Annotated in this window: 20 protein-coding genes and 1 pseudogene; 8 read left to right on the top strand and 13 right to left on the bottom strand. The window is 61.7% G+C overall.

Features of this window, described 5'->3' with window-relative positions:
* Positions 1-131 precede the first annotated feature (131 nt).
* From D5261_RS20425 to D5261_RS20410, 4 genes are all read left to right on the top strand, one after another.
* On the top strand, positions 132-767 hold the full coding sequence (locus D5261_RS20425) for a chloramphenicol phosphotransferase CPT family protein (protein ID WP_119324506.1): 636 nt from the start codon (positions 132-134) through the stop codon (positions 765-767).
* Positions 768-839: 72 nt separating this feature from the next.
* A complete protein-coding gene (locus D5261_RS20420) occupies positions 840-1,325 on the top strand; it encodes a hypothetical protein (protein ID WP_119324507.1) in 486 nt (161 codons plus the stop codon).
* A 22-nt stretch (positions 1,326-1,347) separates the two neighbouring features.
* Positions 1,348-3,930, top strand: a complete 2,583-nt coding sequence (locus D5261_RS20415; RefSeq protein ID WP_119324508.1) for an LPS-assembly protein LptD — start codon at positions 1,348-1,350, stop codon at positions 3,928-3,930.
* 28 nt (positions 3,931-3,958) lie between these two features.
* The gene (locus D5261_RS20410; RefSeq protein WP_119324509.1) at positions 3,959-5,119 is read left to right on the top strand and encodes an acyltransferase family protein; all 1,161 of its coding nucleotides are present in this window, start codon (positions 3,959-3,961) and stop codon (positions 5,117-5,119) included.
* Here the strand turns inward: D5261_RS20410 and D5261_RS20405 are convergent.
* Complete coding sequence (locus tag D5261_RS20405; RefSeq protein WP_119324510.1) at positions 5,116-5,715, bottom strand: TetR/AcrR family transcriptional regulator; 600 nt, start codon at positions 5,713-5,715, stop codon at positions 5,116-5,118. The two genes, D5261_RS20410 and D5261_RS20405, sit on opposite strands and share 4 nt — an antisense overlap.
* Before the next feature lie 95 nt (positions 5,716-5,810).
* Between D5261_RS20405 and D5261_RS20400 the strand changes: the two genes are divergently transcribed.
* The gene (locus D5261_RS20400) at positions 5,811-6,566 is read left to right on the top strand and encodes an SDR family oxidoreductase (protein ID WP_119324511.1); all 756 of its coding nucleotides are present in this window, start codon (positions 5,811-5,813) and stop codon (positions 6,564-6,566) included.
* A gap of 26 nt (positions 6,567-6,592) precedes the next feature.
* The gene (locus D5261_RS20395; protein WP_119324512.1) at positions 6,593-7,531 is read left to right on the top strand and encodes an SDR family oxidoreductase; all 939 of its coding nucleotides are present in this window, start codon (positions 6,593-6,595) and stop codon (positions 7,529-7,531) included.
* A gap of 17 nt (positions 7,532-7,548) precedes the next feature.
* Here the strand turns inward: D5261_RS20395 and cydB are convergent, their stop codons facing one another.
* From cydB to D5261_RS20380, 3 genes are all read right to left on the bottom strand, one after another.
* Positions 7,549-8,565 carry a cytochrome d ubiquinol oxidase subunit II gene (gene cydB, locus D5261_RS20390; protein WP_119324513.1) on the bottom strand — a complete coding sequence of 339 codons (1,017 nt, stop codon included), beginning with the start codon at positions 8,563-8,565 and terminating at the stop codon, positions 7,549-7,551.
* Positions 8,566-10,044 (bottom strand): cytochrome ubiquinol oxidase subunit I, encoded by a 1,479-nt coding sequence (locus D5261_RS20385; protein ID WP_218025756.1) that lies wholly within the window; start codon positions 10,042-10,044, stop codon positions 8,566-8,568.
* A gap of 89 nt (positions 10,045-10,133) precedes the next feature.
* Complete coding sequence (locus D5261_RS20380; RefSeq protein ID WP_119324567.1) at positions 10,134-11,003, bottom strand: menaquinone biosynthesis family protein; 870 nt, start codon at positions 11,001-11,003, stop codon at positions 10,134-10,136.
* Between the two features lie 218 nt (positions 11,004-11,221).
* Between D5261_RS20380 and D5261_RS20375 the strand changes: the two are divergent.
* Positions 11,222-11,632: pseudogene (locus D5261_RS20375) on the top strand (GNAT family N-acetyltransferase).
* A gap of 25 nt (positions 11,633-11,657) precedes the next feature.
* Here D5261_RS20375 and D5261_RS20370 read toward each other — a convergent pair.
* From D5261_RS20370 to D5261_RS20355, 4 genes are all read right to left on the bottom strand, one after another.
* Positions 11,658-12,533, bottom strand: a complete 876-nt coding sequence (locus tag D5261_RS20370; protein ID WP_174721499.1) for a DUF1559 family PulG-like putative transporter — start codon at positions 12,531-12,533, stop codon at positions 11,658-11,660.
* Positions 12,534-12,664: 131 nt separating this feature from the next.
* On the bottom strand, positions 12,665-13,081 hold the full coding sequence (locus D5261_RS20365; protein WP_119324516.1) for a VOC family protein: 417 nt from the start codon (positions 13,079-13,081) through the stop codon (positions 12,665-12,667).
* A gap of 129 nt (positions 13,082-13,210) precedes the next feature.
* Positions 13,211-13,780 (bottom strand): GNAT family N-acetyltransferase, encoded by a 570-nt coding sequence (locus tag D5261_RS20360; RefSeq protein ID WP_119324517.1) that lies wholly within the window; start codon positions 13,778-13,780, stop codon positions 13,211-13,213.
* Between the two features lie 47 nt (positions 13,781-13,827).
* Positions 13,828-18,456: a glutamate synthase-related protein gene (locus D5261_RS20355; protein WP_119324518.1), complete on the bottom strand. Its 4,629-nt coding sequence runs from the start codon at positions 18,454-18,456 to the stop codon at positions 13,828-13,830.
* A 194-nt stretch (positions 18,457-18,650) separates the two neighbouring features.
* Here D5261_RS20355 and D5261_RS20350 point away from each other — a divergent pair, with 194 nt between their 5' ends.
* Positions 18,651-19,136, top strand: a complete 486-nt coding sequence (locus tag D5261_RS20350) for a hypothetical protein (protein WP_125206305.1) — start codon at positions 18,651-18,653, stop codon at positions 19,134-19,136.
* A gap of 225 nt (positions 19,137-19,361) precedes the next feature.
* Here D5261_RS20350 and D5261_RS20345 read toward each other — a convergent pair whose 3' ends face one another.
* The 5 genes from D5261_RS20345 to D5261_RS20325 are packed head-to-tail and all read right to left on the bottom strand — an operon-like array spanning position 19,362 to position 23,610.
* Complete coding sequence (locus tag D5261_RS20345; protein ID WP_119324520.1) at positions 19,362-19,769, bottom strand: hypothetical protein; 408 nt, start codon at positions 19,767-19,769, stop codon at positions 19,362-19,364.
* 58 nt (positions 19,770-19,827) lie between these two features.
* Positions 19,828-20,916 carry a DNA polymerase III subunit gene (locus D5261_RS20340; RefSeq protein WP_119324521.1) on the bottom strand — a complete coding sequence of 363 codons (1,089 nt, stop codon included), beginning with the start codon at positions 20,914-20,916 and terminating at the stop codon, positions 19,828-19,830.
* An 18-nt stretch (positions 20,917-20,934) separates the two neighbouring features.
* On the bottom strand, positions 20,935-21,279 hold the full coding sequence (locus D5261_RS20335) for a cyclic-di-AMP receptor (RefSeq protein ID WP_119324522.1): 345 nt from the start codon (positions 21,277-21,279) through the stop codon (positions 20,935-20,937).
* Positions 21,276-21,896 carry a dTMP kinase gene (gene tmk, locus D5261_RS20330; protein WP_218025758.1) on the bottom strand — a complete coding sequence of 207 codons (621 nt, stop codon included), beginning with the start codon at positions 21,894-21,896 and terminating at the stop codon, positions 21,276-21,278. The genes D5261_RS20335 and tmk overlap by 4 nt, the downstream gene beginning before the upstream one ends.
* A 10-nt stretch (positions 21,897-21,906) precedes the next feature.
* The gene (locus D5261_RS20325; RefSeq protein ID WP_119324569.1) at positions 21,907-23,610 is read right to left on the bottom strand and encodes a R3H domain-containing nucleic acid-binding protein; all 1,704 of its coding nucleotides are present in this window, start codon (positions 23,608-23,610) and stop codon (positions 21,907-21,909) included.
* Between the last annotated feature and the right edge of the window lie 335 nt (positions 23,611-23,945).

Genomic DNA, 23,945 nt, shown 5'->3' with positions numbered 1-23,945 from the left:
GCGCGATATTATACCACAGCAGCCCTGAGGCGCGCTTTACGGATCGCGTCCTTCGGGAACGCCTTCCCACGCGGCTCAGTAAGGGGATTGAGTATTCATGCGAAGTCCCCATCCAAAGCGAGAATAGCACCATGGATCCAAACAAGACGCCGGGCCAGATTGTCATTTTGAACGGGACGCCGCGCTCGGGCAAATCGAGCATCGTCACGGCGATCCAGGAAACGTTTGACGGCGTGTGGATCAACCTGGGAGTCGATCGGATGATGCAGGCGACTCCAGCGCGGTATCAGCCCGGCATCGGTCTGCGCCCCGGAGGAGAGCGCCCCGATCTCGAACCTCTGGTTGCAGTGCTGTATCGAGCCTTGTACGAATCGATTGCCGCGCACAGCCGCCTGGGCCTGAACGTGGCGGTCGATGTCGGACATCATGACGCCTACGCAACTCCCCGAGGGATATTGACGGACGGCGCGCGGCGTTTGGAGGGACTGCCGGTCTTGTTCGTGGGCGTTCGCTGCCCCATCGAAGCGATCATGCAGCGGCGCAAAGAAACGGGATGGAACGCGGATCATACGGACGGCGCGCCGATTCCGCCGCCGGTGCTGCGCTGGCAGCGGGAGGTCCATATCCCCGGCGTATACGATCTTGAAGTAGACACTTCCATCATGAGCCCTCATGAATGCGCCCAGATCATACGGAGGCGCCTGGAACAAGGGATTACTCCATCGGCGTTCCAGAGAATTGCGGCTCAATCGATCGGGCGCGCCTGAGGCCGGCGCGGGCGTCCCGCTAGGCGCGCCGAGACGGAACACATCCGGCGTTTTGTGAGGTACACTCTCCCCATGACTTGGAAACGCTTCCTCCTCAACACGCTCAAGACGAGCGTTCTTTTGACCGCCGCGTCGGTCGCCTCGGTAATGGTCGCCAGCCAGCGCGAAACGGGATCCCCCTGGTCCGCCGTCAACTCCATTACCCACGTTGTCGATGGCGATGAGATCTCGCAGCCGGATGAGTATTCGCCGCGCGCCACCTCCATCGGCCTCGCCGTCAACACCACGGCCATGATCAGCTGGGCCGTTTTGCATGAAGCCGCCCTCTCGATGACGAAAACGCGCGGCAACACCGCGACCGGCGTGGCCGCGAGCGCCTTTGCTTACTTTATCGATTATGTGGTTGTGCCCAAGCGGCTGACGCCCGGCATCGAGAAGAAGCTGAGCGGACGGGCGATCTTCTCCGTGTACGTCGCCCTCGCCGCCGCCTTCGCGGCCGCCGCCGAGTGGCGCGACAACGGCGACACGCCCGACCCGGAAATCGCCATTCACGCTTAACCCCGCCTTTTGGGAGCATGCATTGCCCTCCAGAACCCGCTCCTCCTTCCGAAGAAACTCATGCCTCCTCGGCGCCGCTCTGTGCTCCCTCGCCGGCGGCGCTTACGGGGCGGACATCGACACGGCGCCGCGCGCGACGCCTTCCGATCTCGTCGCCCCGCCCACGACTCCCGCTCCCGTCAATACGCCGGTCGTGACGCCTCCCGCCGACACCTCCGCGCCCGTCGCCCCTGCCCCGGCGCCCACGGATCTGAACGCGCCGGGGACCGACGCCAAACCGGGCGCTCCCCCCGCCCCGTCCGGCGCGGCGCCGACGAACGCCGCGCCGGGGACGCCTTCGGGAGTGGAAACACCGCTGCCGGGCGCGAACGCTCCGGGATTTGTCGGCGATGAAGACGCCGACCCCAACACATCCGTCATTCTGGAAAACGCCGATTCGTTCGAGCAGACCACGGCTGGAAAGTGGACCGGCAAGGGGAATGTCCGCGTCAAGTACAAGCAATACACACTCAACAGCGATCAGGTCGATGTGGACCTCGACGCCGGCGAGGCGGTGTTTACTAAAAACGCCGTGCTGCATGCGCCGAACGGCGAGACGGTCAGCTCCGGTCCGGACGGCAGCCTGCGCATCAATCTGCGCAAGGACACCTATACGGTGCTGAACGCCGAGACGTCGATCGCCCCGCAGCGGCTGCAAGTCGGGGTCATCCTGCCGGTGCTTGTCTATGGCGGCGAGATCAACGGGCGGCCCGGCCTGATCGACGCGCGCGGCAGCCGGTTCACGACTTGCGACTTTTTAGAGCCGCACTACTATTTTCTCGCGAAGCAGCTCTACGTCATCCCCGGCAAGCGATTGGTCGGAAAGAACGTCACGCTGTATCGTAAGAAACGCAAAATCATCACCCTGCCCTGGTTTGTCGTCCCGCTGGACCGTCGGCTGTCACGGCAGACACTCTTTCCCGTGGTGGGCCAAACTCCGGATGAAGGCTACTTCGCCAAGTTCGCCATCGGGTATGCGCTGTCCACCACGCTTCCGGGCATCCTGAAGATCGATGCGATGCAGAAAAAGGGCCTGGGACTGGGATTCGATCAGAACTACGGGGAAACCAGCGATCTGAAGCATGGGGCCGGGCTTGTTTCCCTCTACCACCTCGCGGACCGGAGCACCGGACAGGACAACATTAGCGGCAGCCTGAACCACCAGCAGCAGTTCGGCACGGTGCTGGCGAACATCACGTCCCAGTTCCAGCAAAACTCCTACCTGGTGGGCGGCTCCCAGAACCGCTCGCTCTCATCGCAGTTCAATCTCAGCCGCGATGTCGGCAACTTGAGCACGGCCATCCGGACCAGCATCGACACCAGCGATTACGGCGTCGGCAGCTCGATAAACTCATCCACCGCCTTCGATCAGACGTTTCGGCCGACGAACAGCGAACAATTGCACACGCTTTTCACGCTGTCCAATAATTCCGACAGCTATACCGGCGTGGCCGCGAACAAGCGCAGCGAGCTGGACACGGATATCGAGTACGCCCAGCAGCAAAAGCAGTTCGACTTCCAGATCCTCACCTCGAAGTTCACGCAGCTTCAGAACAGCCAGGTCGGATCGACGTTCTTCGGCGGTCTGGAGCGTCTGCCGGAGTTCCGGCTGGCGACCGACGCCACCCGACTGCCGAGTCTGAGTAAATTTCTCCCGTCGACCACGCGATTGGATCTGTCGCTGGGATCGTTTAACGAGCCGACATCGTCGACATCGACGCAGCGCATTAGCTTTGGCTTGGACACCGGCAGCAGCACGCTCAAGCTCAACGACCGCAATACGCTCAACTACGGCGGCTCGTTTATCCAGCGATTTTACGGCGACAACACCGCCGAATATCTGCTTACGGGGCGCGGAGATTACCGGCTCAAGATCGGCAGGAACTCCTCCACGGGTTTCGGCTATAACTACCTGCGACCCTATGGATTCACGCCCTTTCAATTCGATTTTTCGGGCAATAACAATACGGCGAACTTCAACTATTCGCTTCAGGAATCCAAGCAGTTCCACCTCATGATCGCCACCGGCTACGACTTCAACGCCGCCAAGGAGACGACGTTTGGCCCGGCGGCGCCGTGGCAGAGCGTGTCGGTGCAGATGATCATTCAGCCCGACGGTCACTTCCAGCTACGCACGTCCGCCTCGTACGATCAGAACAGCCATCGACTGCTGGACCTGACCAACTACTTCCGAGTTCGAGGCTCCGAGGGGTTGGCGCTGGATGTCAACACCCGCTACGCGCCGAGCCAGCATCGCTTTTCCGCGATCAACGCGCAGCTCGATCTTCCCTTCTTCCGGGATAAGAACGAGGACGCCGGCTGGCGCCTGCGCGCGATTGGCGGCTATAATGGATATCAGAACTCATTCGACTATCAGGGGTTGGCGCTCACCCGCAGCTGGCACGACTGGGAAGGCACGCTGATCTACCAGGACACGCAACTGGGCATCCGTCCAGGCCGCACCCTTACGTTCAATTTCCGGCTGAAGGCCTTCCCAGCGGTTCAGCCGTTCGCTACCGGACAACTGGGCGAAGCGCTGGACACAGGACTAGGACAGATCTATTAAAACTGAGGACGTACTTTCGCCGCCGAAGATGGCGGCGATTCTCGAATCGACTCCCGCAAAGGTCTCCTCCGCACGGCGGCCCGAAGCGGCGGCCCATCGCCTCGACTATGTGGACAGCCTGCGCGCCATCGCCGCGCTGCTGGTGGTGTTCGATCACGTCTTCATGACGAACTACCCATTGCCGCAGCGGCCGGCGGCGGGCTGGGGTTCGCACGTCTACTGGCTCGCCTACGGACACTTCGGCGTCGCCCTCTTTATCATCCTGTCCGGGTTCTGTCTCATGCTCCCGGTGATCCGTCACGACGGCCATCTCAAGGGCGGCTTTCTCAGTTTCCTCAAGCGCCGCATCGGGCGTATCATTCCGCCCTACTATCTCTCGATGGGAATCATTTTACTGCTGGGCGCGACGATCATGCGCCCGGTCGGCCTGACCTGGGATCGGACGGGACAGGGCTCGCTGCTGGATGTCGCGCTGCACCTGACAATGCTGCACCATCTGACGCCAAACAACTGGGCGACGATCAACACACCCTATTGGAGCCTGGCGGTCGAATGGTGGATCTACTTCGCGTTCCCCCTCCTGCTGCTCGGCTGGCGCAAGGTCGGTCCCGGGATCACGATGCTCGCGGCAACCATTGTCGGCGTCGCCCTGTACCTACCGGCGCGCGCCGCCCTCCCGGCGGCGTGCCCGCAGTTCGTCGTCCTGTTCGCCATCGGGATGCTGGCCGCCGAAATCGCCTATTCGCCAAAGCACGCCGATCTTCGCCAGCGCGTCCGCTGGGACATTTTCGCGGCGCTGGGGTTTGCGTGCGTCGTCGGGCTGTTCGCGAGCCACACCCCCTGGAACATCGACGAGGCCTGGGGCGATCTCGCCATGTCGGTCTTTGTTCTGCCCCTGCTCATCGTCGCGTCCCGCCCCGGTCTGTGCCAGCGCCTGCTGAGCGCCAAACCGCTCGTCGCGCTGGGAGCGATGTCATACAGCCTGTATTTGATGCACATCCCGTTCATCAATCTCTTTTGGCGGTACGGCGTCACGCCGTTCCATCACGCCCTCTCCGGCGAGCGCGGCGCAATGGCGCTGCTGTTTGTGGGCGTCCCGATAATTATCGCCTGCTGCTACGGCTTCTTTTTAGCCTTTGAACGGCCGTTCCTGCGGCGTCGCGGCGTCCACCTTCCCTCATCGCGCTAGCTCGCCGATCCTTCCGTGCCCCTGGGGAGCGCATTTGCCGGCAGGCTCGCCAGCACGATCTTGATCAGATCGCCGATCATCCGGCGCAGATGCTCGACACTCTCCGCCGTCCGCTTGAAGCCGGGAACCGCGTTCACCATCACATACGAGATCTGATCCGCCGTCATACTCCCCCCGCTCCCGCTCGGCGCCAGCGGCTCCAGGATGCTCGCCACAAGCGCCGTAAACTGGGCGTACCAGTGGGCCGTCGCCTCGGCGGCAAACTCATAGCTGCTTTCCAGCAGGTCTTTTGCGTCCGGCGACGACTGAATCATCGCGTACGCCTGGACGGACCAGGCTTCAAAGGCGAACGTCAGCTGCTCCTCCACCGTCGTCAAGCCACGGACGCCCTGGCGCACTTCCTCAAACTTCGTCTCAAACATCCGCTCAACAACCGCCGTAAAGATCTCTTCTTTGGACGGGTAAACCAAATACAGAGCCGGTCGGGACATCTGCGCCGCTTCCGCCAGTTCGTTCATCGTAACGCGGCGGAAGCCGTATCGCCAGAAGACCTGCTGGGCGGCCTGAATCACTTTTTCTCTTTTTTTTTCATCCATGGACTTTACACCTTGACAAATTGACGAAATTTGTCAATAATGACATTGTGACAATAAATGTCAGCATAACAAATAAAGGATACCGTATTTCGAACATGAATACCACAAACAATACCATTCTCATCACGGGCGGCGGCTCAGGGATCGGCCGGGGGTTGGCGGAAGCCTTCCATGCGCTCGGTAATTCGGTCATCATTGCCGGCCGGCGCAAGCAGGTCCTGGACGAAGTCACCGCCGCAAATCCGGGCATGGCGTCCGCGGCGCTCGATGTTGAAAATCCGGAGTCGATCCGCGGCTTCGCCGCCCAGATCGTGAGCGACTTTCCCGCGCTCAACGTCCTGATCAACAACGCCGGCATTATGCGCTCGGAAAATCTGCTCAATCCCAAGAATAATTTGCTTGATATGGAAGCAACGATCGCAACTAATATTTTGGGGCCGCTGCGTCTGACCGCCGCCCTGCTGCCGCATTTGCAGCGCCAGGCGCAGTCGACGATTATCAATGTCTCCTCAGGACTGGCGTTTGTCCCCCTAGCGCTAACTCCCACCTATTCCGCCGCCAAGGCGGCCCTCCACTCTTACACGCAATCACTGAGGTTCCAGCTGCGCGACACAACGACGCAGGTCATCGAGCTGATCCCGCCCGGCGTGGCTACGGGCCTCCTGGCGGAGTCTGCGGGCGATCCCCGGATGATGCCTCTGGACGAGTTTATCGCCGAAACGATGGAGATTTTGACCACGCAGCCGTCGGCCACGGAAATCAGCGTGGAGAGAGCTAAGTTACTGCGCTTCGCGGCGGAGACAGGCCAATTCGACTCTGTCTTCGATACCATCAACCACATGATTTCCTGAGCAATCTTCCGTGAAAGGACAACACCATGGCAGGCTGGACTGTATCCGAGATCCCTTCTCAAGTGGGGCGCTCCGCCATAGTGACGGGGACGGGAGGATTGGGTTTGGAGGCCGCGCTCGCGCTGGCGGGCGCCGGGGCGGAGGTGATTGTGGCTGGCCGCAGCGCCGATAAAGGAGCGGCGGCCGTGCGCAAGATCCGCGCGAGCGTTCCTGGAGCCAGCGTCCGTTTCGAGAGCCTGGATCTAGCCAGTCTGGATTCCATCCAAGCGTTCGGCGCTCGGATCAGCGCGGAGCGGGAACGGCTGGACATGCTGATCAACAACGCCGGGGTGATGGCTCCGCCACGGCGTCAGGTGACATCGGACGGGTTTGAGCTTCAGTTCGGCACGAATTATCTCGGACACTTCGCGCTGACCGAGCGGCTCCTGCCGCTGCTGCGGCGCGCGCAAAACCCACGGGTGATCAGCCTCAGCAGCGTCGCGGATCGAACCGGCCAGATAAACTTCGACGACTTGCAGTCCGAGCGCGGCTACGACGCCATGCGGGCCTATTGCCAGTCGAAGCTGGCGTGTCTTTTGTTCGCATTGGAGCTGCAGCGCCGGAGCGACGCCGAAGGATGGAGGCTCGCCAGTATGGCCGCCCACCCTGGTTTTGCGCGCACCGACCTGATCGATAACGGCGCCGGCGCACGGAGCCCGCTGGCGGTCTTCCGGCTTCTTTTGGGAGCGTTTGTCTTCCAATCGGCCGCGCAAGGCGCCCTGCCGATCTTGTACGCCGCCACCGCCCCAGGCGCACGGCCCGGAGGTTACTACGGGCCGGACGGATTCCAGGGATTTCGCGGCGCGCCCGCCGACGCTAAGATACCTGCCCAGGGCCAGGACACAAAGACCGCCGCGCGCTTATGGGAGGTTTCCGAGCGCCTGACAGGCGCCCCGTTTCCATCGTCGCGCCCTGACGGAAGGTGACGACGGGAGGGTGAAGATCAGTAGCTGTGCTTCTCGATCTTCACCTTTCCTCGGAAAACCCAGTAAATCGCGATCGTGTAGGTGAGCACGAACGGCAGCCCCAGAAACGCGATGTTGCGCATCAGTCCCAGCGCCTTTTGCGAGGAGGCGGCGTTGTAGATCGTCAGGCTCCAAGCCGGGTTGAGGCTGCTGATGATCATATTCGGGAAGATCGCGACGCCGAACAGCACGACCAAGGCCGCGATGCTGCACGACGACGAGAAAAACGCATAGGAAGGCGCCTGCTTGTGCAGGGCGCGCGGGATATTGGCGATGGCGAGCACATTCAGCACCACCACGCCCCACACCCAGGGGAAGTGCGCGAAGTTGCGCGTGGCGCCCGGCAGCGCCTGGAGCGTCGCGATGGTCGTGATCGCATACAGCGAGCAGAACACGCCGAAGGTGGTGTAGATCCACCCGCGCACGCGCTGCTGAAGCTCGCCGTCCGTTTTCAGGTAGAGATAGATCGAGCCGTGCATCATGAACATCGACAGGTTGAAGAAGCCGACAAGCAGGGCGTAGGGCCGCACGAGATCCGTAAGCTGCCCCCGAAAGTCTCCGTCCGCGCCGATGGGCAAGCCGAGGATCAGGTTCCCAACGGCGATCCCGAACAGAAGCGACGACGAGACGCTGGCGGCGAAGAACGCGACGTCCCAGAAGCTGCGCCAGATCGTCGGCTCCTGCTTGCTGCGAAACTCAATCGCGACCGCCCGGAAGATGAGCGCGCAGAGCAGAAACATAAACGCGAGATAGAACCCCGAGAACGCGGTGGCGTAGGCTTTGGGGAACGCGGCGAACAGCGCGCCGCCAAAGGTGACGAGCCAGACTTCGTTGCCGTCCCAAACCGGGCCGATGGCGTTGAGAAAGACCCGGCGGTCATGGTCGCTGCGCGCGAACAGGTGCAGCGCCCCCACCCCCAGATCAAACCCGTCCAGAATGGCGTAGCCGATCAGCAGGACGCCGATCAATAAAAACCAGAACGTATTCAGATCCAATCAATGCCGTCCTTCCTGATGGTTCGCCTCGGCGCCGGATCCTTCCCAGCTATCCGAATCGGCGGTGAGAGAGTAGCCTGCCGGGTCTTCCGTGGCGGCGTGAACCGCGAGCACTCCCCCGGCGGTCGTGGATGTCGACGGCGGCTCATGCGGCGCGTCTGGGCCGTGTCCGATCTTGTCGTTGAGCACATGGACCCAGACGGCGAAGAGCAGCGCGTACACGACCATGAACATCACGATGCTGCCGAGCACCTGGTTCGCCTGCACCGCTTTCGAAAGTCCCTCGCTCGTACGCAACAGGCCGTACACGATCCATGGCTGCCGTCCGACTTCCGCCGTCACCCACCCGGCTTCGTTGGCGAGATACGGCCCAACGACGGAGAAGACAAATACCCAGAGCAGCCATCGCTGCTGGAAGAGTATTCCACGCCACCATAAGAAGCACGCGAGGACCGATAGTCCCACCAGATAGGTCCCGATAAAGATCATCACATGGTACGACATGTATGGGACGATGACCGGCGGACGGTCCGCGCGCGGGATCTGGTCCAAGCCCGGGACGGGCTTATGGGGATCGCCATACATCAGAACGCTCAGCAAGCCAGGGATCGCGACTTCATAATGCATTCGCTCCCCATTGGCATCCGGGATGCCGAAGAGGCCGAACGCCGTCCCGCCCTTTTCCGTATGGAGATTGCCTTCGGCGACAGCGAATTTCGCGGGCTGGTAACGCGCGATCATGCGCGCGTTCAAATCTCCGGTCAATCCCGCCGCGAGAGACATCACGGTCCCAAAGACGAGCGCCGTCTTGAAGCTCTTACGCGCGAAATCGATATGCCGATCCTTCAGCAAATAGTACGCCGAGATGCTCATGACGAAGAAGGCGCCGAGGATATACGCGCCGATCAGCGTATGCGTGAGCCGGTTGATGGTGGACGGGTTGAACACCATCGCCCAGAAGTCCGTGATCTCCGCGCGCGCCGTCAGACCGCTGCCGATGATATGGAAGCCGCGCGGGGTCTGCATCCAGGAGTTCGCGACCACGATCCAGATCGCCGAAAAGGTCGCCCCCATCGCCACCATGCAGGTCGCGAGAAAATGGAAGCGCGCCGACACACGATCCCAGCCGAAGACAAGCACGGCGAGGAATCCCGACTCCAGAAAGAACGCGAAGATCCCCTCGGAGGCGAGCGCCGAGCCAAACACGTCGCCCACATAGCGCGAGAACGCCGCCCAGTTCGTACCGAACTCGAACTCCATGACGATCCCCGTCGCCACCCCCATCGCGAAGTTCGCGGCGAAGATACGCGTCCAGAAACGAGTGATCGCTTCGTACTGCGGGTCTTTCGTCTTCAGGTACATCGCTTCCATAAACACCAGCACCGCGCCCAGGCCGATCGAAAGCGGCGGGAAGAGGTAATGGAACATGATCGTCATCGCGAATTGGATCCGCGACAGCACAAGTAAATCCAGATGCATCCCTAAATTCCAGTCTAAACGCCACGATTGTGAAATAAATCACAATCTATCGCACAAAAAAAGCCGGGCTATGACGCCCGGCTTTCGATTCAATCGACAAACGTCACGGGCTGCTGTACCGGCGGGATCAGCTTACGCTCGGCGGCCTCGGTCAGAAGCAGCTCCACGCCCTTCTTTCCGCGCTCCCCCAGATCCAGCGTCAATTCATTGACATACATGCCGACAAACTTGTCCGCCATCTCCGTCTCCAAATCGCGGGCGTACTGCATGGCGTGCGCCAGCGCGTCCGCGCGGTGCGTCAGCGCGAACTCGATGGAGCGGCGCATCACGCGCGACATCTTCTCGGAAAGCTCCACGCCCAGGTCACGCTTGATGGCGTTGACGCCCAGCGGCAGCGGCGTCGCCGTGCGGTCCTTCCACCAGACGCCCAGATCCACGATGGTGTGAAAGCCTTCGGCTTTATGCGTGAGCTGTCCTTCATGGATGATCAGGCCGGCGTCGACATTGCCCGCCCGCACTTCATCCATAATGGCGTCGAAGTACGTAAAGACCGGCTCAAACTTCTTGCCGTCCATGTAGATTTGAAACGCCAGATACGCCGTGGTCAGCGGGCCGGGGATCGCAATGCGCTTCCCTTCCAGCTCCTCCGGCGTGATCGGCTCCGTGGTGATGACCATCGGCCCATAACCGTCGCCCATGCTCGCGCCGTGCGCGAGCAGCGCATACTTGTCCTGGACATAAGCGTAAGCGTGCAGCGAGATCGCCGTGGTGTCCAGCTTCCCCTCGCGCGCCCATTCGTTCAGCGTCTGGATGTCCCGCAGCACATGCTCGAACTCCAGTCCCTCGCTGTCGATCTTGCCTTCGGCAAGCGCATAAAACATAAATGCGTCGTCAGAGTCGGGGCTGTGCCCCAAAGTCAGAACACGCTGCTGTGAATCGGTCGCGGGTGAGACGCTCATTGTCGGAACCTCCTGCTGTTGCGCCAATTGTACCTTTTTTCACAATGTATGTCAACGGGTGACTTTGCGTTCTCGGAGCGCTTTCGGAAGCACGGGCCTTGTAATCATGGTGGTATATTATCATGGCCACCCGATGGTCAATCCAGGAAGACGCTTAGCTGCGAATTCTACCGAATGAAGGCAGCTTCCCTGAGAACAGTTCAAGAAAAACAGTTATATTGGACAGATTAACCACAGATCGGCTTACCTTGCTCCCCTCCGTCCCGGCTGATCAGGACACTCTTTACGACCTCTTCGGCCACCCGGAGGTTATGAAGATGTTTGATGTCGGCTTCGCCTCTCCACGCGCTTTTACCTATCAGGAAACGGGACAATGGATCAAAAACCATATTGGTATTGATATTGCCCCCTGGACTATCTTTCTAAAAGAAAGTGACGAAGCGATAGGCTGGGGAGGAATCGCATATTGCGCGAGCGATACTCAGCCGTAGGCAGAACTGCTTTATCTGCTTAAACGAGAATACTGGGGAAAAGGTTACGCGACTGAGCTGGCAGCCGCCGCTATCGCATCGCCATTCCATCGCGAATGGCAGCGGCAATCCCATGGTTGGAACGCGCAGCAGCACTAATCTGCGGCGCATGAAACGGGCGCTCCTAAAGAGGACTAAACGTGGCGGCAAAGTTCTTGGGCGCTCGTCCCATTGTCCCTGTGCCGGCGGCGATGCCGTCGGGGAGGCCGAATTGGTTGACGCCGTGGTCCTGGTCGTTGTTGGGATCGGTGTTGGCGTAACCGGGGGAGACGGATTGGGGGCGCAGAAATTTGACGTGGCCGTCGGCGAGGACGAAGTTGGAGCCGTCGGTGTGGCGCGGGGAGCCAAGGCGCTCGTAGGAATTGCCGGTGCGCGGCGGGTTGCCCATGCCGGCGCTGCTGCTGGGACCGGTGGCGTAGTTTGCGGAGCAGAAGTAGTCGAGATAGCCGTTGCTGGTGTCGCCGCCATCCACGCCGGGAGAGGCGCTGACGGTGGTCCTGCTGTCGTCGTTCGCGTTGAGGAGGTCGGCCTGGGCGCCCTGCACTTCCACGAAGAGGACAGTACAGGCGGGGGCAAGCTGGCCGGCCAGAAAGCCGCCGGGCTGACCGCCGTCTAAGTTGGTGTTCATGGCGTAGGAAACAGGATCGTCGATCTCGTTCAAACCATTGAGATTCTGGGTTTGCCCGGTGGGGTCGTCCGGACATTTGTAGACGGCGATGCTCTTGACGTATGGGAAGATCTCGGCGCCCCACCCCGCTCCCGTTGGGTATGCAACGCCCCGATGGTCGCCCGGCATGCGCTCGTCGTTGTCCTGAACGTATTGGAGCAAAGCGAGACCAAGCTGCTTTTCGTTGGATACACAGGTGATCTGACGCGCCTTCTCCCGCACCTTGGCGAATGCGGGGAACAAGATCGCGGCGATAATCGCAATGATCGCGACGACAACGAGAAGCTCGATCAGCGTGAAGGCATGTCGCATACGAGAATCGGTACGATGCATGATGTTTTCCTGAGTCATGGAATGAACGTCATGCGATAAACGCCGACAGCAGCGAAAACGGTTCGATGATTTGAAAAAAATAACGCCCGGCGGACGAAATCTCATCCGCCGGGCGCCGCCAAAGACCGGAATTACATCGTCTTTTCGCAGTTGACCATCCACGGCGTGCCGAACTGGTCGGTGACCATTCCAAAGCGGTGCGCCCAGAAGGTTTCTTCTATCGGCATCCTCACCGATCCGTTTTCTGAAAGCGCTTTGAAGATACGCTCGGCTTCCTCGGGCGTATCCACGAGGAGAGAGACGGAGAAGCCCTGCGGCTTCACGGGGCGGTTCGTCGGGGTGTCGGATCCCATAATCACGGTCGATCCCAAATCCAGGCGCGCATGCAGGATCATGTTCTGCATATCCTCGGGGATCTGCTGCTTGTCCTCGGCCGGCAGTCCCTCATGATTCATCATCATGATGATCTGGCCCCCAAGGTTCTGCTCGTAGAACTTAAACGCCGCTTCACACTGTCCATTGAACTCTAAATACGCGTTAGCTTGCATGGGAAGATGCTCCTTCGGTTTTCCGATCGTCGTAAGTCTGGCCTGACATAAGATAGTCGTTTGGAGGGCGGCGAAATCGACAAAACATGCGGGAAAAATAAAGTAACTTTTTGGGAGAATGGCGCGCGGTTATCGATCGTTCTGCGTGAGGATGGCGTAGTGTTTGTGGTCGCGCCAGCCGTGTTCGGGATGGCGGACGATGTGCTTGATGACATCGATTTCGCGGAAGCCGCATTTGGTGAGAACGCGCTGACTGACGACGTTCTCCGTGTCGGCGTAGGCGTCGATGCGCAGCGAGACGGCGCTGCTCAGCGCGAGCATCAGGAGGGTGCGGACGGCTTCGGTCATGAGGCCCCGACCTTGAAACTCTTCGGCGAGCCAGTAGCCAAGTTCGGCGGAGCGGGCTTCTTGATTGATCTGGGAGAGGCCGATCCGGCCGCAGAATCCGGCTTCTTTCTCGAAAATGGCGTAGTGCCATTCCGTGCCGGCGATCATGGAGGAGATGGTTTCGCGGATGTTCTGCTGGACGCCGGTGAGCGTGCTCTCGCGAGACCAGATGAACCAGCGGCTGAAGTTGTCGCGGCTGCGGTCAATAGCGTCGTACACGGCCGGGGCGTCGTCCTGCTGGATGGGGCGCAGGATCAAGCGGGGCGTACGCAGCTCGGGCAGGTCGTTGATGGAGGTATAACTGAGCGCCATAAGAAAAAAGCCACGCCTCCGGGGAGACGTGGCCCTGTGTGTTGCAATTACTCGGTGGAAACGGTCTGATCCACTTGCAAGTTGACCGGCTGTACCTTGACGAACGGCGCTTCATCGCGCAGCATGCGAGCGACCAGGCCGTCGGTGCGGTCGGCCTCCGTGTGCTGGTCGGCGTTGCGCAGCTCGTGCGCGTAAACCGTCAGCAGCTCGGCGATGCTCTGCTTGTCCTTGTCGTTCAAATCGGCCACGGCGACATTCGCGCCGCGTCCGATGCGGCGCTTGATCGCCGCGCGGTCCAGGCCCATCTCCGGGTTCAGCTTGATGTAAACAACGCCACCCGTCATGCCGGCGCACATCCACGGTCCGGGATCGCCCAGAACCACGGCGCGTCCGCTGGTCATGTACTCAAAGGCGAAGCCCTTGATGTTGGCGCGGGCGCCAAGGCATCCGAGCGCATCGTTCAATGGCTCGCGGATCTCGCCGCCGATGACGATGTCGGCGCCCGAGAGGCGGATGCCGCAGCGGGAGTCGGCGTCGCCCTGGATCAGGAATGTGCCGCCCTGCGCGCCGTAGCCGAAGCCCTTGCCGACAGAACCGTCCACGCGCTCGCCGCGATCGTTCAGACCGCGCAGAATGACGACCTTGCCGCCATGCGCGCCCTTCGCAACGCCGTCCTGCGCGCCGCCCTGAACGCGAACGTTCACGAACGGGCTGTTGAACGCGCCCAGACCGTTGCCCGGGATAACATCCTGGAACGTGAGGTCGGCGGTCTTCAGCGGCGTATGGTTCACTTCGCCGCGCACGATGGCGCCGGCGAGATGAGTGCCCAGCTCGCGGTCGGTCGGGTTGACGCGATCGTCTTCAAACAGCACCACATCGGCGCCGTTCTCGGTCTGCTCCGCAACCATCGAAGAGATCAGCTTGCTCATGTAGGACAGCGGCCGGCGGATGCGCTTGGCGACCTTGTCGCTGAACGCGTCCTCATTACCGGCGGTCGCCGCCAGGCCGTAGGTGATCATCGGCAGGACCGGCGCAGTCAATTCAAACAGATCGACAAGCTCCTGGCCGCGAGTCTGCATCAGCAGATCGCTCTGCCCGACCATCTCCTGCGTGTTCAGGAAGCCCAGCTGCGCAGTCAGGTCGCGGATCTCGTCGCCGATGCTGCCGAACAATCGGCAAAGCGCATCGACCGCCGTGACCGGCTCGCGCGGAACGAACCGCTTGAGGCCGTGCGCCTGGGCCTGCTCCAGCGTCTCGATCTGCGTGGCGATACCCACATGGCAGGTGTCGAGCTGGCAGCCGTGACAGACCGTACAGCCCGTCGCCACCATCGAGAGGGTGCCGAAGCCGCAGCGGTTGGCGCCGAGCAGGATCATCTTGACGACGTCCACGCCGTTCTTCATACCGCCGTCGCACCAAAGCTCGACTTCATCGCGAACGCCCGCCTGCACCAGAGCCCGGTGGGCTTCCTTCACGCCGATTTCGACCGGCATGCCGACGAACTTGAGCGCATGGATACGCGCCGCGCCGGTGCCGCCGTCATAACCCGAAAGGGTGATGATGTCGGCGCCCGCCTTGGCGACGCCCAGAGCGATCGTTCCAATTCCCGGAACGACCGGCACCTTGACGGAGACCTTGGCGCGCGGGTTAGCCGTATGCAGCTCTTCGATGATCTGGGCCAGATCCTCGATCGAGTAGATGTCGTGGTTGTTCGACGGCGAGATCAGGTCGACGCCGGGCGTCGCGTGACGCGCCAGAGCGACCTTGACCGAGACCTTCTTGCCGGGCAGGTGGCCGCCCTCGCCGGGCTTGGCGCCCTGGCCGATCTTGATCTCCAGGAAGTCGCTGGCGTTCAGCATCTCGATGTTGACGCCGAAACGTCCCGAGGCGATCTGCTGTCCGCGGTTCTTGCGGAACTTGCCGTACATGTCCTTGATTTCGCCGCCCTCACCGTTCATACAAACGATGTTGAGCTGGCGAGCCGCTTCGGCGTACGCCCGGAAGGCGATCTCACTCTGCGAACCGAACGACATCGACGAGATCATCAGGGGCAGATCATGCTCCTTGACCCGCGTGTTCGACAGGTTGCGGTCGATCGGCGTCCGCTTGTCGAGACGAATGTCGAGCAGGTGACGCAGGGAAACCGGCGTATCCTTCTCCTGGCCCTGCACCTTTTCGGTGTAGGCGGAGTATGCGGCCGTTCCGGCGCCGACCTGACCGGCCAGCTTCCAGACCTTCGGGTAGAAGCGGAGATCCTCGCGCTTCTTCACCGGAGCCTCGGCGCGCGCCGTCTCCAGACGCTTGCGCGCCTGCTCATCCATCCGCAGGAAGGAGTAGCCGGCCTTGGACGAGCCGCAGAAGTTGCGGATCTCCAGCGCGTTGGCGACTTCCGAATGCAGGCCGACGGAGGCGAACATACGGCCATAGCCGCGAAGCTCATGCGTGCCCATCGTCGAGATGACCTTCTCCAAGCCCTTCTGCAAGGTCGAAAGAAGTTTATACAGACGCGTCGCCTTGTCTTCTTCAGTGGTGTCGGCGGGGCCGCCGGCAATCGCCTGCCGCATCATCAGGTAAGGTACAACCGCGTCCGCGCCGTTGCCGACCGCGAAGATGATGTCGTGCAGGTTGCGCAGACCGCCCGAGCGCAGCACCAGGCTGGTCGAACGCCGCAGCGCGGCCGCGCCCAGCTCGTCGCTGACGGCCTTCGCGCGGAGCGCCCGGTCTACTGTAATCAGCGCCAGATGCGGATCCACCGGAATGGTGTTCTCGGTGAACGCCGTGCTGTCGTCCAGAACGAGGATCTCCACCCCGCCCTGCACCAGCTCCACGGCGCGCGCCGCCAGCTTCTCAATGGTCGTCTCCACCGTTTCCGAGGTCGAGTAGACAATGGGAAGCACGGAGACTTTTTCCGGTCCGAAGTAGGCGAAGACGCCTTCCAGCGAGGTCGATCCGACCTTCGAGGCCGCTTCGGCGATCAGCTTCGCGTCCAGATCCGAACCGGTGGCGGCGATATCCGTCAGGATCGGAACCTTCAGTTCGATGGCGTGCGCCGGCAGCGCGTCGTTTTCGGTCAGGCCCGGGCGCGGTCCCAGCGTCATGCGGGTGGAGAAGTGCTCCATCTCGCGCTCGCGGTCCATGGCCGGGTTAGTGACGACGGCGACGGCTTCCTTGAAGTAATCGGCGAGCGACTGCTTCTCGGGCGACAGGGCCGCCAGCGGTCCATCGTAACCCAGGGAGCCGATCGGCTCATTGCCGGTCTTGCAGAGGGCTTCAATGTAATCGACGTCCTGAGTCGCCCAGTTGAACGCGGCGACGCGGTTGGCTTCCAGCGGAAGCGCTTCGGGCGCATTCAGGGCAAGGCTGGCGTCGTACGCCGTGACTTCCTTGCCGATCTTGAGCGAGCTATGCACCTGGTTCAGGTCCCAGTGTCCGCGCGAGCGGGTCAGCGCGGCGCGCTGCAGCTCGTGATACGGAATGACATCCGTGCCTTCGCCGCGTCGGACCTGGATCGCGACCTTTTCGCCCGGAGCCAGCGGCTTGGGATGGCCGAGAATGACGGAAACCGGAACGACGCCCTGCTCCGAAGAGAAGAAGTATTCACTGGCCGATTCGCCGAACCACAGCGGGCGCAGGCCAAGAGCGTCCACGCCGAACACGCACTCGTCGCCGTAGCGCGAGACGATGGCGGCGGGGCCTTGCGCCAGCGGACCGAGGACCCAGCGGTAGAAGCGGTACAGGGCGCGCAGGTCGTCGGGAAGCGCGTCGACTTCCTCAGCCATCGGCGGGAAGATCACTTCCGAGGCTTCGATCAGCGACAGGCCATGGTTGACGATCAGACCGTGCATCGCGCGGTCCATGTCCTGCGAGTCCGAGCCGTCGTGCGTGATCGGAATGCCGAGCATCTGCGCTTCGCGGCGCAGCTTATCGACCGTGTTGATCTCGCCGTTGTGGCCAAGCAGGGCAAACGGCTGCACGCGCTCGAAGTTCGAAAGCGTGTTGGTCGAATAGCGCGAGTGGCCCAAACAGATCACGCTCTGGAAGTCCGGCGACGAGAGCTGCGGATAGTAGTGATCGAGGATATCCGCGTTGCCGTGAACCTTATAGATAGCGATGTGGCGGGACAGTGACACGACATGGACCGGCGTGTCCTTCTCGATCGACAGCTGGGCGGCGAACAGGGCGCGGTCGCCCGCAAGTCCCGCGCCGGGCGCGAACTCGGGCGTCAGACCCGCAACCTGCCAGAACTCCGGCTCGTTGGAGCGGGCGATCTTGCCAAGCGCGTCATGACGAACGTCGCCGTGGTCCTCAACAAGGATCGTGATCCCCTGAGCTTTCAGCAGGCCGCGCACGCGGTCCTTGATCTGGTCGGCCTGTCCGGCGAACTTCATCGGAATGAAGAAGTGGCCGACAAAGAACCGGGGATCTTCGGCAAGCTTCGAGTCCTGGCCGCCTTCGTCCTGGAGGTCACGCGCCCATAGCAGGCGCGGAATATCCGTCTGGACGCCGCAGCCGTCCCCTTCGCCATCCACTCCACCGGAGCGATGGCCCATCTTTTCGAGTGCGTTTATGGCGCGTTTGACAGTCCCGTGCGAGGGCGTTCCATCCTTACGGACGTAAGCAATCAAAGCACAAGCGTCATGTTCGTCATTTTCGCGATAGTTGAGCACGGGCAGCATCCTTCTTTATATTACAAGCTCGGGACAGGGTCAGTCGGGCGATAAAACCAAGAGAAAACATTCGGCGAACGTCGTTGTCGCGGCAAAATGCAGACCTTATAAAGGGTAAATATTATAGCACAATCAAATAAACGATTACAACCCTGTAACCTGCGAAATCCGCGCCGCGTCCCTGCCCAGGTATAATGTTCTCCATGACCGACTCAGAAAATTCCGCGCGCTCTTCCGAAGCGCGCCCTCCCCTCCCAAAGCCGCTGCAATGGATCCTGCGCATCACCGGCGTCACCGCCCTGATCCTGTTTCTCACGCCGACCGTCTACGTCGTCAAGTACTGTTTCTGGGACAGCCCGCGCGAAAGCAAAATCGCCTCTCAATGGCGCACGCAAAAAAAAGACCCGGCGCTGCTGCAAAAGCTTTCGTCCACGGACCCCGATAACGTCGCGCTCGCCATGCAGACGGCCCAAAAGCACCCTGACGCTCAGTGGCGCCTGGCGGCGGTGCAGTCGCTCGGCGCAATGTTGGCGGTCCACGACGTCACCTATCGCCGGCCGATGGAGGTCGTGACGGCAAAGGCGACCCTCGGACAAGTCGCCGTACATGACGCCGACGCCAACGTCCGTACGGTCGCGTCGGATATTATTGGAGCCATTGCGAAAAACGGCGCGGTTGTGCGGCGGTAGAACGCCCTCCCCTGGCGCTTCTGCCGCCCCCTGCAAACCCACCCCGGCCCTTCGGGCCACCCCTCCCGCCGACGGGAAGGGTTATTTCAGAGCGTGTTATCGCAGGCGGCTTTCGTCAGAGGCAATCTTACAAACCCTTCCCGTCGGCGGGAGGGGTGGCCCGAAGGGCCGGGGTGGGTTTGCAGGGGGCGGCAGAAGCGCCGGAGACACGTTTGCAATCCGAACTCAGTATGGTCTGGGCCAGACTAACGGGTGCGCGACCGGCGGGTGATGAACGCCGACGAGCGAAAAGCAGAAGGCGTAGCTGCGGGGGCCGGAGCGGTAGAGGACGACGTCGTCGCAGAGGAGATCGCGGCGTTCGAAGTCGCGTTCAGTGGTGAGCCAGAAGACGAGGCAGTCGCCTTCCCAGGTCATGCGCGGGAGGATTTCGATATCGGCCGGCCAGCGGTGACCAGGAGACAGACGGCAGAAGATGGCGACGGGGTAGGATTGCTCGTCCACGCGCCATGTGGCGGTGATTTTTGGAGTCGTGACGCGCTCGTAATGGTTGCCGGCGACTTCAAACGAAGACGGCGGTTCTCCGGTGGCGAAACCGATGACGGTATGCGGTTTACGGTAGAGCACCAGATACATACACGCGCCTCCGGCGCACCGCCGCGCCATTTCCCACCGCCGAGGATGCGGGAATCAATCACCGAGCCGTCCGCAGCGCGGCGAGCTCCGCGAACAGCAGTTCCGTGGCGAGCTGCGCGTTGGCGTTGCGCTCGATCCCTTGGCGGATCGCGAAGATCAGCGACAGCGCCTTCACCAGCGCTTCCTCGGAATAAAGAGGCGCGCCTTTCTTCAGATGCTCCGCGCGGTCGGCGTTGATAATGACGGCTTTGGATGGCCCCATCACGCGCAGCGCCGTCAAATCGCGGAAATACACGGCGAGCATGCTCAGCGCGTTCAGGACCGGCTCCCGGGCGCCGCGTTCTTTTTCATCGGCGGCGGCGTCTCCGCTGTCCGCTTTAAGCTTGGGCGCTAGCTTACGAAATTCCTCCGCCAGTTTGAAACTGGCGATCTGCGGCGCGCGCAGCGCCCTGTCCGCGAGATCGAGCAGTTCATCGCGGCCCGCCAGCAGATCCGGCGAACGCAGCAGAGAGATCGCGCGGCCGATCCGCCCTTCGCAGTACGCCGCGAGAAAGCGCGCCTGATCGGGATCCGCGCCGTGGCGCGCGATCAGGATCGTCTCGATCTCGCCCGCCGGCAGCAGCCCGAAATGGATCACCTGGCAGCGGGAAACTATCGTCGGAAGTAGCCCCGCCGTGGACGCTGCGGTCAAGATAAAGTGCGCGTAGGCGGGCGGCTCTTCCAAAGACTTCAGAATGCTGTTCGCGGAGGCTTCATTGCCGCCGCGCAATCCCTCGGCTTCCTTGATGATGAAGATGCGCTTGGGGCCGGCCATCGGCTCGAAATGCAGATCGCGCAGCATGGCGCGCTCGCTCGGGTAATCTTTGCTTTCCGAGCGCGGCCAGAGCTGCGCCACATGGATGGTGTTGGATTTCCCCGCCGGCTCCACCATGCGGACATCGGGATGAGTCCCCGCGAAGACGCGCCGCGTGACGGAGTCATCCGGAGCCGTCGCGCCGCAGAGCTGGGCGGCGAATAGCTGCGCCGTCGTCGTTTTGCCGACGCCGTCCGGACCGACAAATAAATAGGAGCCGGTCAACCGGCCTTGCGGGAACGCGTGCTCCAGCGTGGCGACCGCGTTGGCCTGCCCGACAATTTCTTCAAGCATGGAGTGGAATACGAACCGTTAGAATTTGTGGAAGCTGTCCACATCCAGAACAAAGGCGACGGCGCCGCCGGACTCAACCGAAACCGCCTGGGGATGCAGCGCCGCCATCGCTCCGGAAAGAACTCCCTGCTCGCCGAAACTCGCCACGTTGACAAAGCGTTCCTCGGACTTGCACGCCGAACGGATCAACTCCAAAACGCGCTCCACGGCGGCGTCCTGCGCGCCGATCAGCAGCGTGCAGTTGCCCTGGCGCAAAAATCCGCCGGTGCTGCCGATCTTCGTATAAGTGATCCCCTCGTCCATGAGGAGATCGTGCAGCCGCTGCTTTTCCCGCTCGCGAATAATGGCGACAACCAGTTTCATTCGTCGTCCAGTAAATCTTGGACTGCCTCCCAGACCAAATCATGGACATTGTCCGGAGGCAGGGACGCATCGATGATGCGAAACCGGCCGGGCTCGGCGGCGGCCATTTGCAAAAATCCCTCGCGGATCTTGGCGTGGAAGGCGATCGCCTCGGCTTCCATCCGCGTGCGGTTGGTTTGCCGGGTGAGGCCCACGCCGGGATCGACATCCAGCAGCAGCGTCCGATGCGGCAGCAGCCCCCCGGTGGCGAAAGCGTTCATCGACGCGACAGCGTCGCGATCGAGTCCGCGCCCAAAACCCTGGTAGGCCATGCTGGAATCGATATAGCGGTCGCAGAGCACCACGCCGCCGTTGTCCAGATGAGGCCGAACGGTGTGCGCGACGTGCTGGCTGCGGTCCGCGAGCATGATAAAAAGCTCGGCCCGCTCGTCGACAGAGACGCCGACGGGCGGATCCAAAACCAATTGCCGCAGTTCACGGCAAAGCGGGCCGTCGCCCGGCTCGCGGGTCACCAGGATATCCTGGCGGCCCTGCGAGCGCAGACGGGTGGCGAGGCGGACGATCTGCGTCGTCTTACCGGCGCCCTCGACGCCTTCGAATGTCACGAACAACGACATCGACTCGTCCTTATGGCCTGCTGATCCGAACGCGTCGGTTCGGTTCCGCGCCGATGCTCTCGGAGAGCATCTTGTAGTTCTCGGCCGTTTGGTGCTGAAGGCGCCGCAGGAATGAGCTTTGCGGAGCTAACTCCAGCGAGTTCAGGCCGCCGCTCGGATCGTTGATGATCTCTTCGATCGCTTCTTCGGCGAGCTGCACCGCCATGTCCTCTTCGGAGATTTCGATGGGCATCCGGAAGATCTCGCGCAGCACGTTTTCGATTTGAACGTATGTGTTGCTCTTGATCACGTACGTTGGGATATTGCGGCTGATCCCCTCTTGCAGCTTCGCCGGCTCCTTGCGGTAATTCGCCTTCAAGGCGATGATCACATCGCCCTCTTTGACGTTGTTGCCGATAAAGGCCGGGACGCGCAGGGTGCGGATCGCCCGCTCCAGGCGGCTGCGGCTGACGCCGTACGGGAAGATCGTGACCGTCGCCGGCAGCGGTTTCCCATTGCTGAGCGTCGGCGCGGCCGGTCCGCCGTCGGCGGCCGGCGGCGCGATCCGCGAGCCTTCACGCACGCCGCCCCCGCCATTATGCCCGTGACCGCCGTCGTCGAACAGCGAACCTGTCCGCTCGACCGGTTCGCGCTGCGCCTCGATGTCGGACTTCTGGATGATGTCCACCTGGCCGTTGGCGTTGCGCACGCGGATCTCGGGGCGCGGCTGTCCGCCGCGCAGCATCTTATCGACCGTGCGCATGACGTCGTGATGGATCGCGAGCTTGTCGACTTCCATGATCTCGATGATCACATCGAATGTCGGCGGCGATTTGCGCTCCAGGACCGTCTTCTGCGTGCCGCGCTTCTTGGCTTCTTCGTCGGACAGCGTGACCGCCTGGATTCCGCCGACCATGTCCGAAAGCGTCGGGTTCATGAGCAGGTTTTCCAGCGAGTTGCCGTGCGCCGTACCGATGAGCTGAACGCCGCGCTCGGCGATGGTGCGGGCGGCGAACGCCTCTTGCTCCACGCCGATCTCGTCGATCACGACGACTTCCGGCATGTGGTTCTCGACGGCTTCAATCATGACGCCGTGCTGATCTTCGGGCGTCGGCACCTGCATGCGACGCGCCCGGCCGATGGCCGGATGCGGAATATCGCCGTCGCCGGCGATCTCGTTCGAGGTATCGACGATAATAACGCGCTTGCCGAACTCATCGGACAGCACGCGGGCGACTTCGCGCAGCTTGGTCGTCTTGCCGCGTCCGGGCCGTCCGAGCATCAGGATGCTCTTGCCGGACTCCACGATATCGCGGATGATATCGATCGTGCCGAAGACGGCGCGTCCGATGCGGCAGGTCAGACCGATGATCTTGCCCTGACGATTGCGGATCGCCGAAATGCGGTGCAGCGTGCGCTCGATACCGGCGCGGTTGTCCTTGCCGAAGGCGCCGACGCGCGCCGTCACGAAGGCGATATCCTCATTCGTGACCGGGATGCCTTCACGCAGCCAGACCACGCGGCCGTCGGAGAAGCGCGCCTCGGCGTCTCGGCCCAGGTCGAGTACGATTTCGATCAGGCCTTCGACGGTCTCTTCGTGCTCCAGCACGGCGCGCAAAGGCGGCGGCAGGACTTCCAGCAGCTGCGACAAATTGTCGGTGACTCGAAGCTGGTTCGCCGAGAGCGGCGGAACCGCCACTCCATTTGCATGTCCGTTCTGACCAAATACTGTCATACTTCCACCATCGCGGCCTTCCGCATAGTCATTGTCTGGCGAATCGCCCGAGAAAATCTGGGAAGATTGTCGATCGTCCATAAGTTGATTGTTTTCAAACCCGTATTGGAAATTGACGCACATCCGGGTGAACGTGCGCGGCGTATGCGGATTGAGCAAGATATCTCGCGAGATACTCTAGTGGTATCATACCCGAAACCCCTGTTAAAGCACGCAGGATCATTCAGGAACATTGCGGGCGGTTTTTCCGTTATTATAGAGGAGACCGGCATGGTATAATGCCGTATCGCTTACGTTGGCGGACCGCCGCCCTCATTGACGGAAAGGTCGTGATT

This window comes from Capsulimonas corticalis, from assembly GCF_003574315.2.
GTDB classification, from domain to species: domain Bacteria; phylum Armatimonadota; class Armatimonadia; order Armatimonadales; family Capsulimonadaceae; genus Capsulimonas; species Capsulimonas corticalis.
The sequence above is the reverse complement of the archived record's forward strand: the minus strand, read 5'-3'. Positions and strand labels throughout refer to the sequence as shown.

What these genes read in the sequence shown, in the direction of transcription:
- D5261_RS20410 (WP_119324509.1), top strand. Translation starts at nt 3,959, where the DNA reads ATGGCGGCGATTCTCGAATCGACTCCCGCAAAGGTCTCCTCCGCACGG.
- D5261_RS20425 (WP_119324506.1), top strand. Translation starts at nt 132, where the DNA reads ATGGATCCAAACAAGACGCCGGGCCAGATTGTCATTTTGAACGGGACG.
- D5261_RS20395 (WP_119324512.1), top strand. Translation starts at nt 6,593, where the DNA reads ATGGCAGGCTGGACTGTATCCGAGATCCCTTCTCAAGTGGGGCGCTCC.
- D5261_RS20360 (WP_119324517.1), bottom strand. Translation starts at nt 13,780, where the DNA reads ATGGCGCTCAGTTATACCTCCATCAACGACCTGCCCGAGCTGCGTACG.
- D5261_RS20325 (WP_119324569.1), bottom strand. Translation starts at nt 23,610, where the DNA reads ATGACAGTATTTGGTCAGAACGGACATGCAAATGGAGTGGCGGTTCCG.
- D5261_RS20370 (WP_174721499.1), bottom strand. Translation starts at nt 12,533, where the DNA reads ATGCATCGTACCGATTCTCGTATGCGACATGCCTTCACGCTGATCGAG.
- D5261_RS20335 (WP_119324522.1), bottom strand. Translation starts at nt 21,279, where the DNA reads ATGAAACTGGTTGTCGCCATTATTCGCGAGCGGGAAAAGCAGCGGCTG.
- D5261_RS20350 (WP_125206305.1), top strand. Translation starts at nt 18,651, where the DNA reads ATGACCGACTCAGAAAATTCCGCGCGCTCTTCCGAAGCGCGCCCTCCC.
- D5261_RS20340 (WP_119324521.1), bottom strand. Translation starts at nt 20,916, where the DNA reads ATGCTTGAAGAAATTGTCGGGCAGGCCAACGCGGTCGCCACGCTGGAG.
- D5261_RS20345 (WP_119324520.1), bottom strand. Translation starts at nt 19,769, where the DNA reads ATGTATCTGGTGCTCTACCGTAAACCGCATACCGTCATCGGTTTCGCC.
- D5261_RS20380 (WP_119324567.1), bottom strand. Translation starts at nt 11,003, where the DNA reads ATGAGCGTCTCACCCGCGACCGATTCACAGCAGCGTGTTCTGACTTTG.
- D5261_RS20400 (WP_119324511.1), top strand. Translation starts at nt 5,811, where the DNA reads ATGAATACCACAAACAATACCATTCTCATCACGGGCGGCGGCTCAGGG.
- D5261_RS20355 (WP_119324518.1), bottom strand. Translation starts at nt 18,456, where the DNA reads ATGCTGCCCGTGCTCAACTATCGCGAAAATGACGAACATGACGCTTGT.
- D5261_RS20385 (WP_218025756.1), bottom strand. Translation starts at nt 10,044, where the DNA reads ATGCATCTGGATTTACTTGTGCTGTCGCGGATCCAATTCGCGATGACG.
- D5261_RS20365 (WP_119324516.1), bottom strand. Translation starts at nt 13,081, where the DNA reads ATGCAAGCTAACGCGTATTTAGAGTTCAATGGACAGTGTGAAGCGGCG.
- D5261_RS20420 (WP_119324507.1), top strand. Translation starts at nt 840, where the DNA reads ATGACTTGGAAACGCTTCCTCCTCAACACGCTCAAGACGAGCGTTCTT.
- tmk (WP_218025758.1), bottom strand. Translation starts at nt 21,896, where the DNA reads ATGTCGTTGTTCGTGACATTCGAAGGCGTCGAGGGCGCCGGTAAGACG.
- D5261_RS20405 (WP_119324510.1), bottom strand. Translation starts at nt 5,715, where the DNA reads ATGGATGAAAAAAAAAGAGAAAAAGTGATTCAGGCCGCCCAGCAGGTC.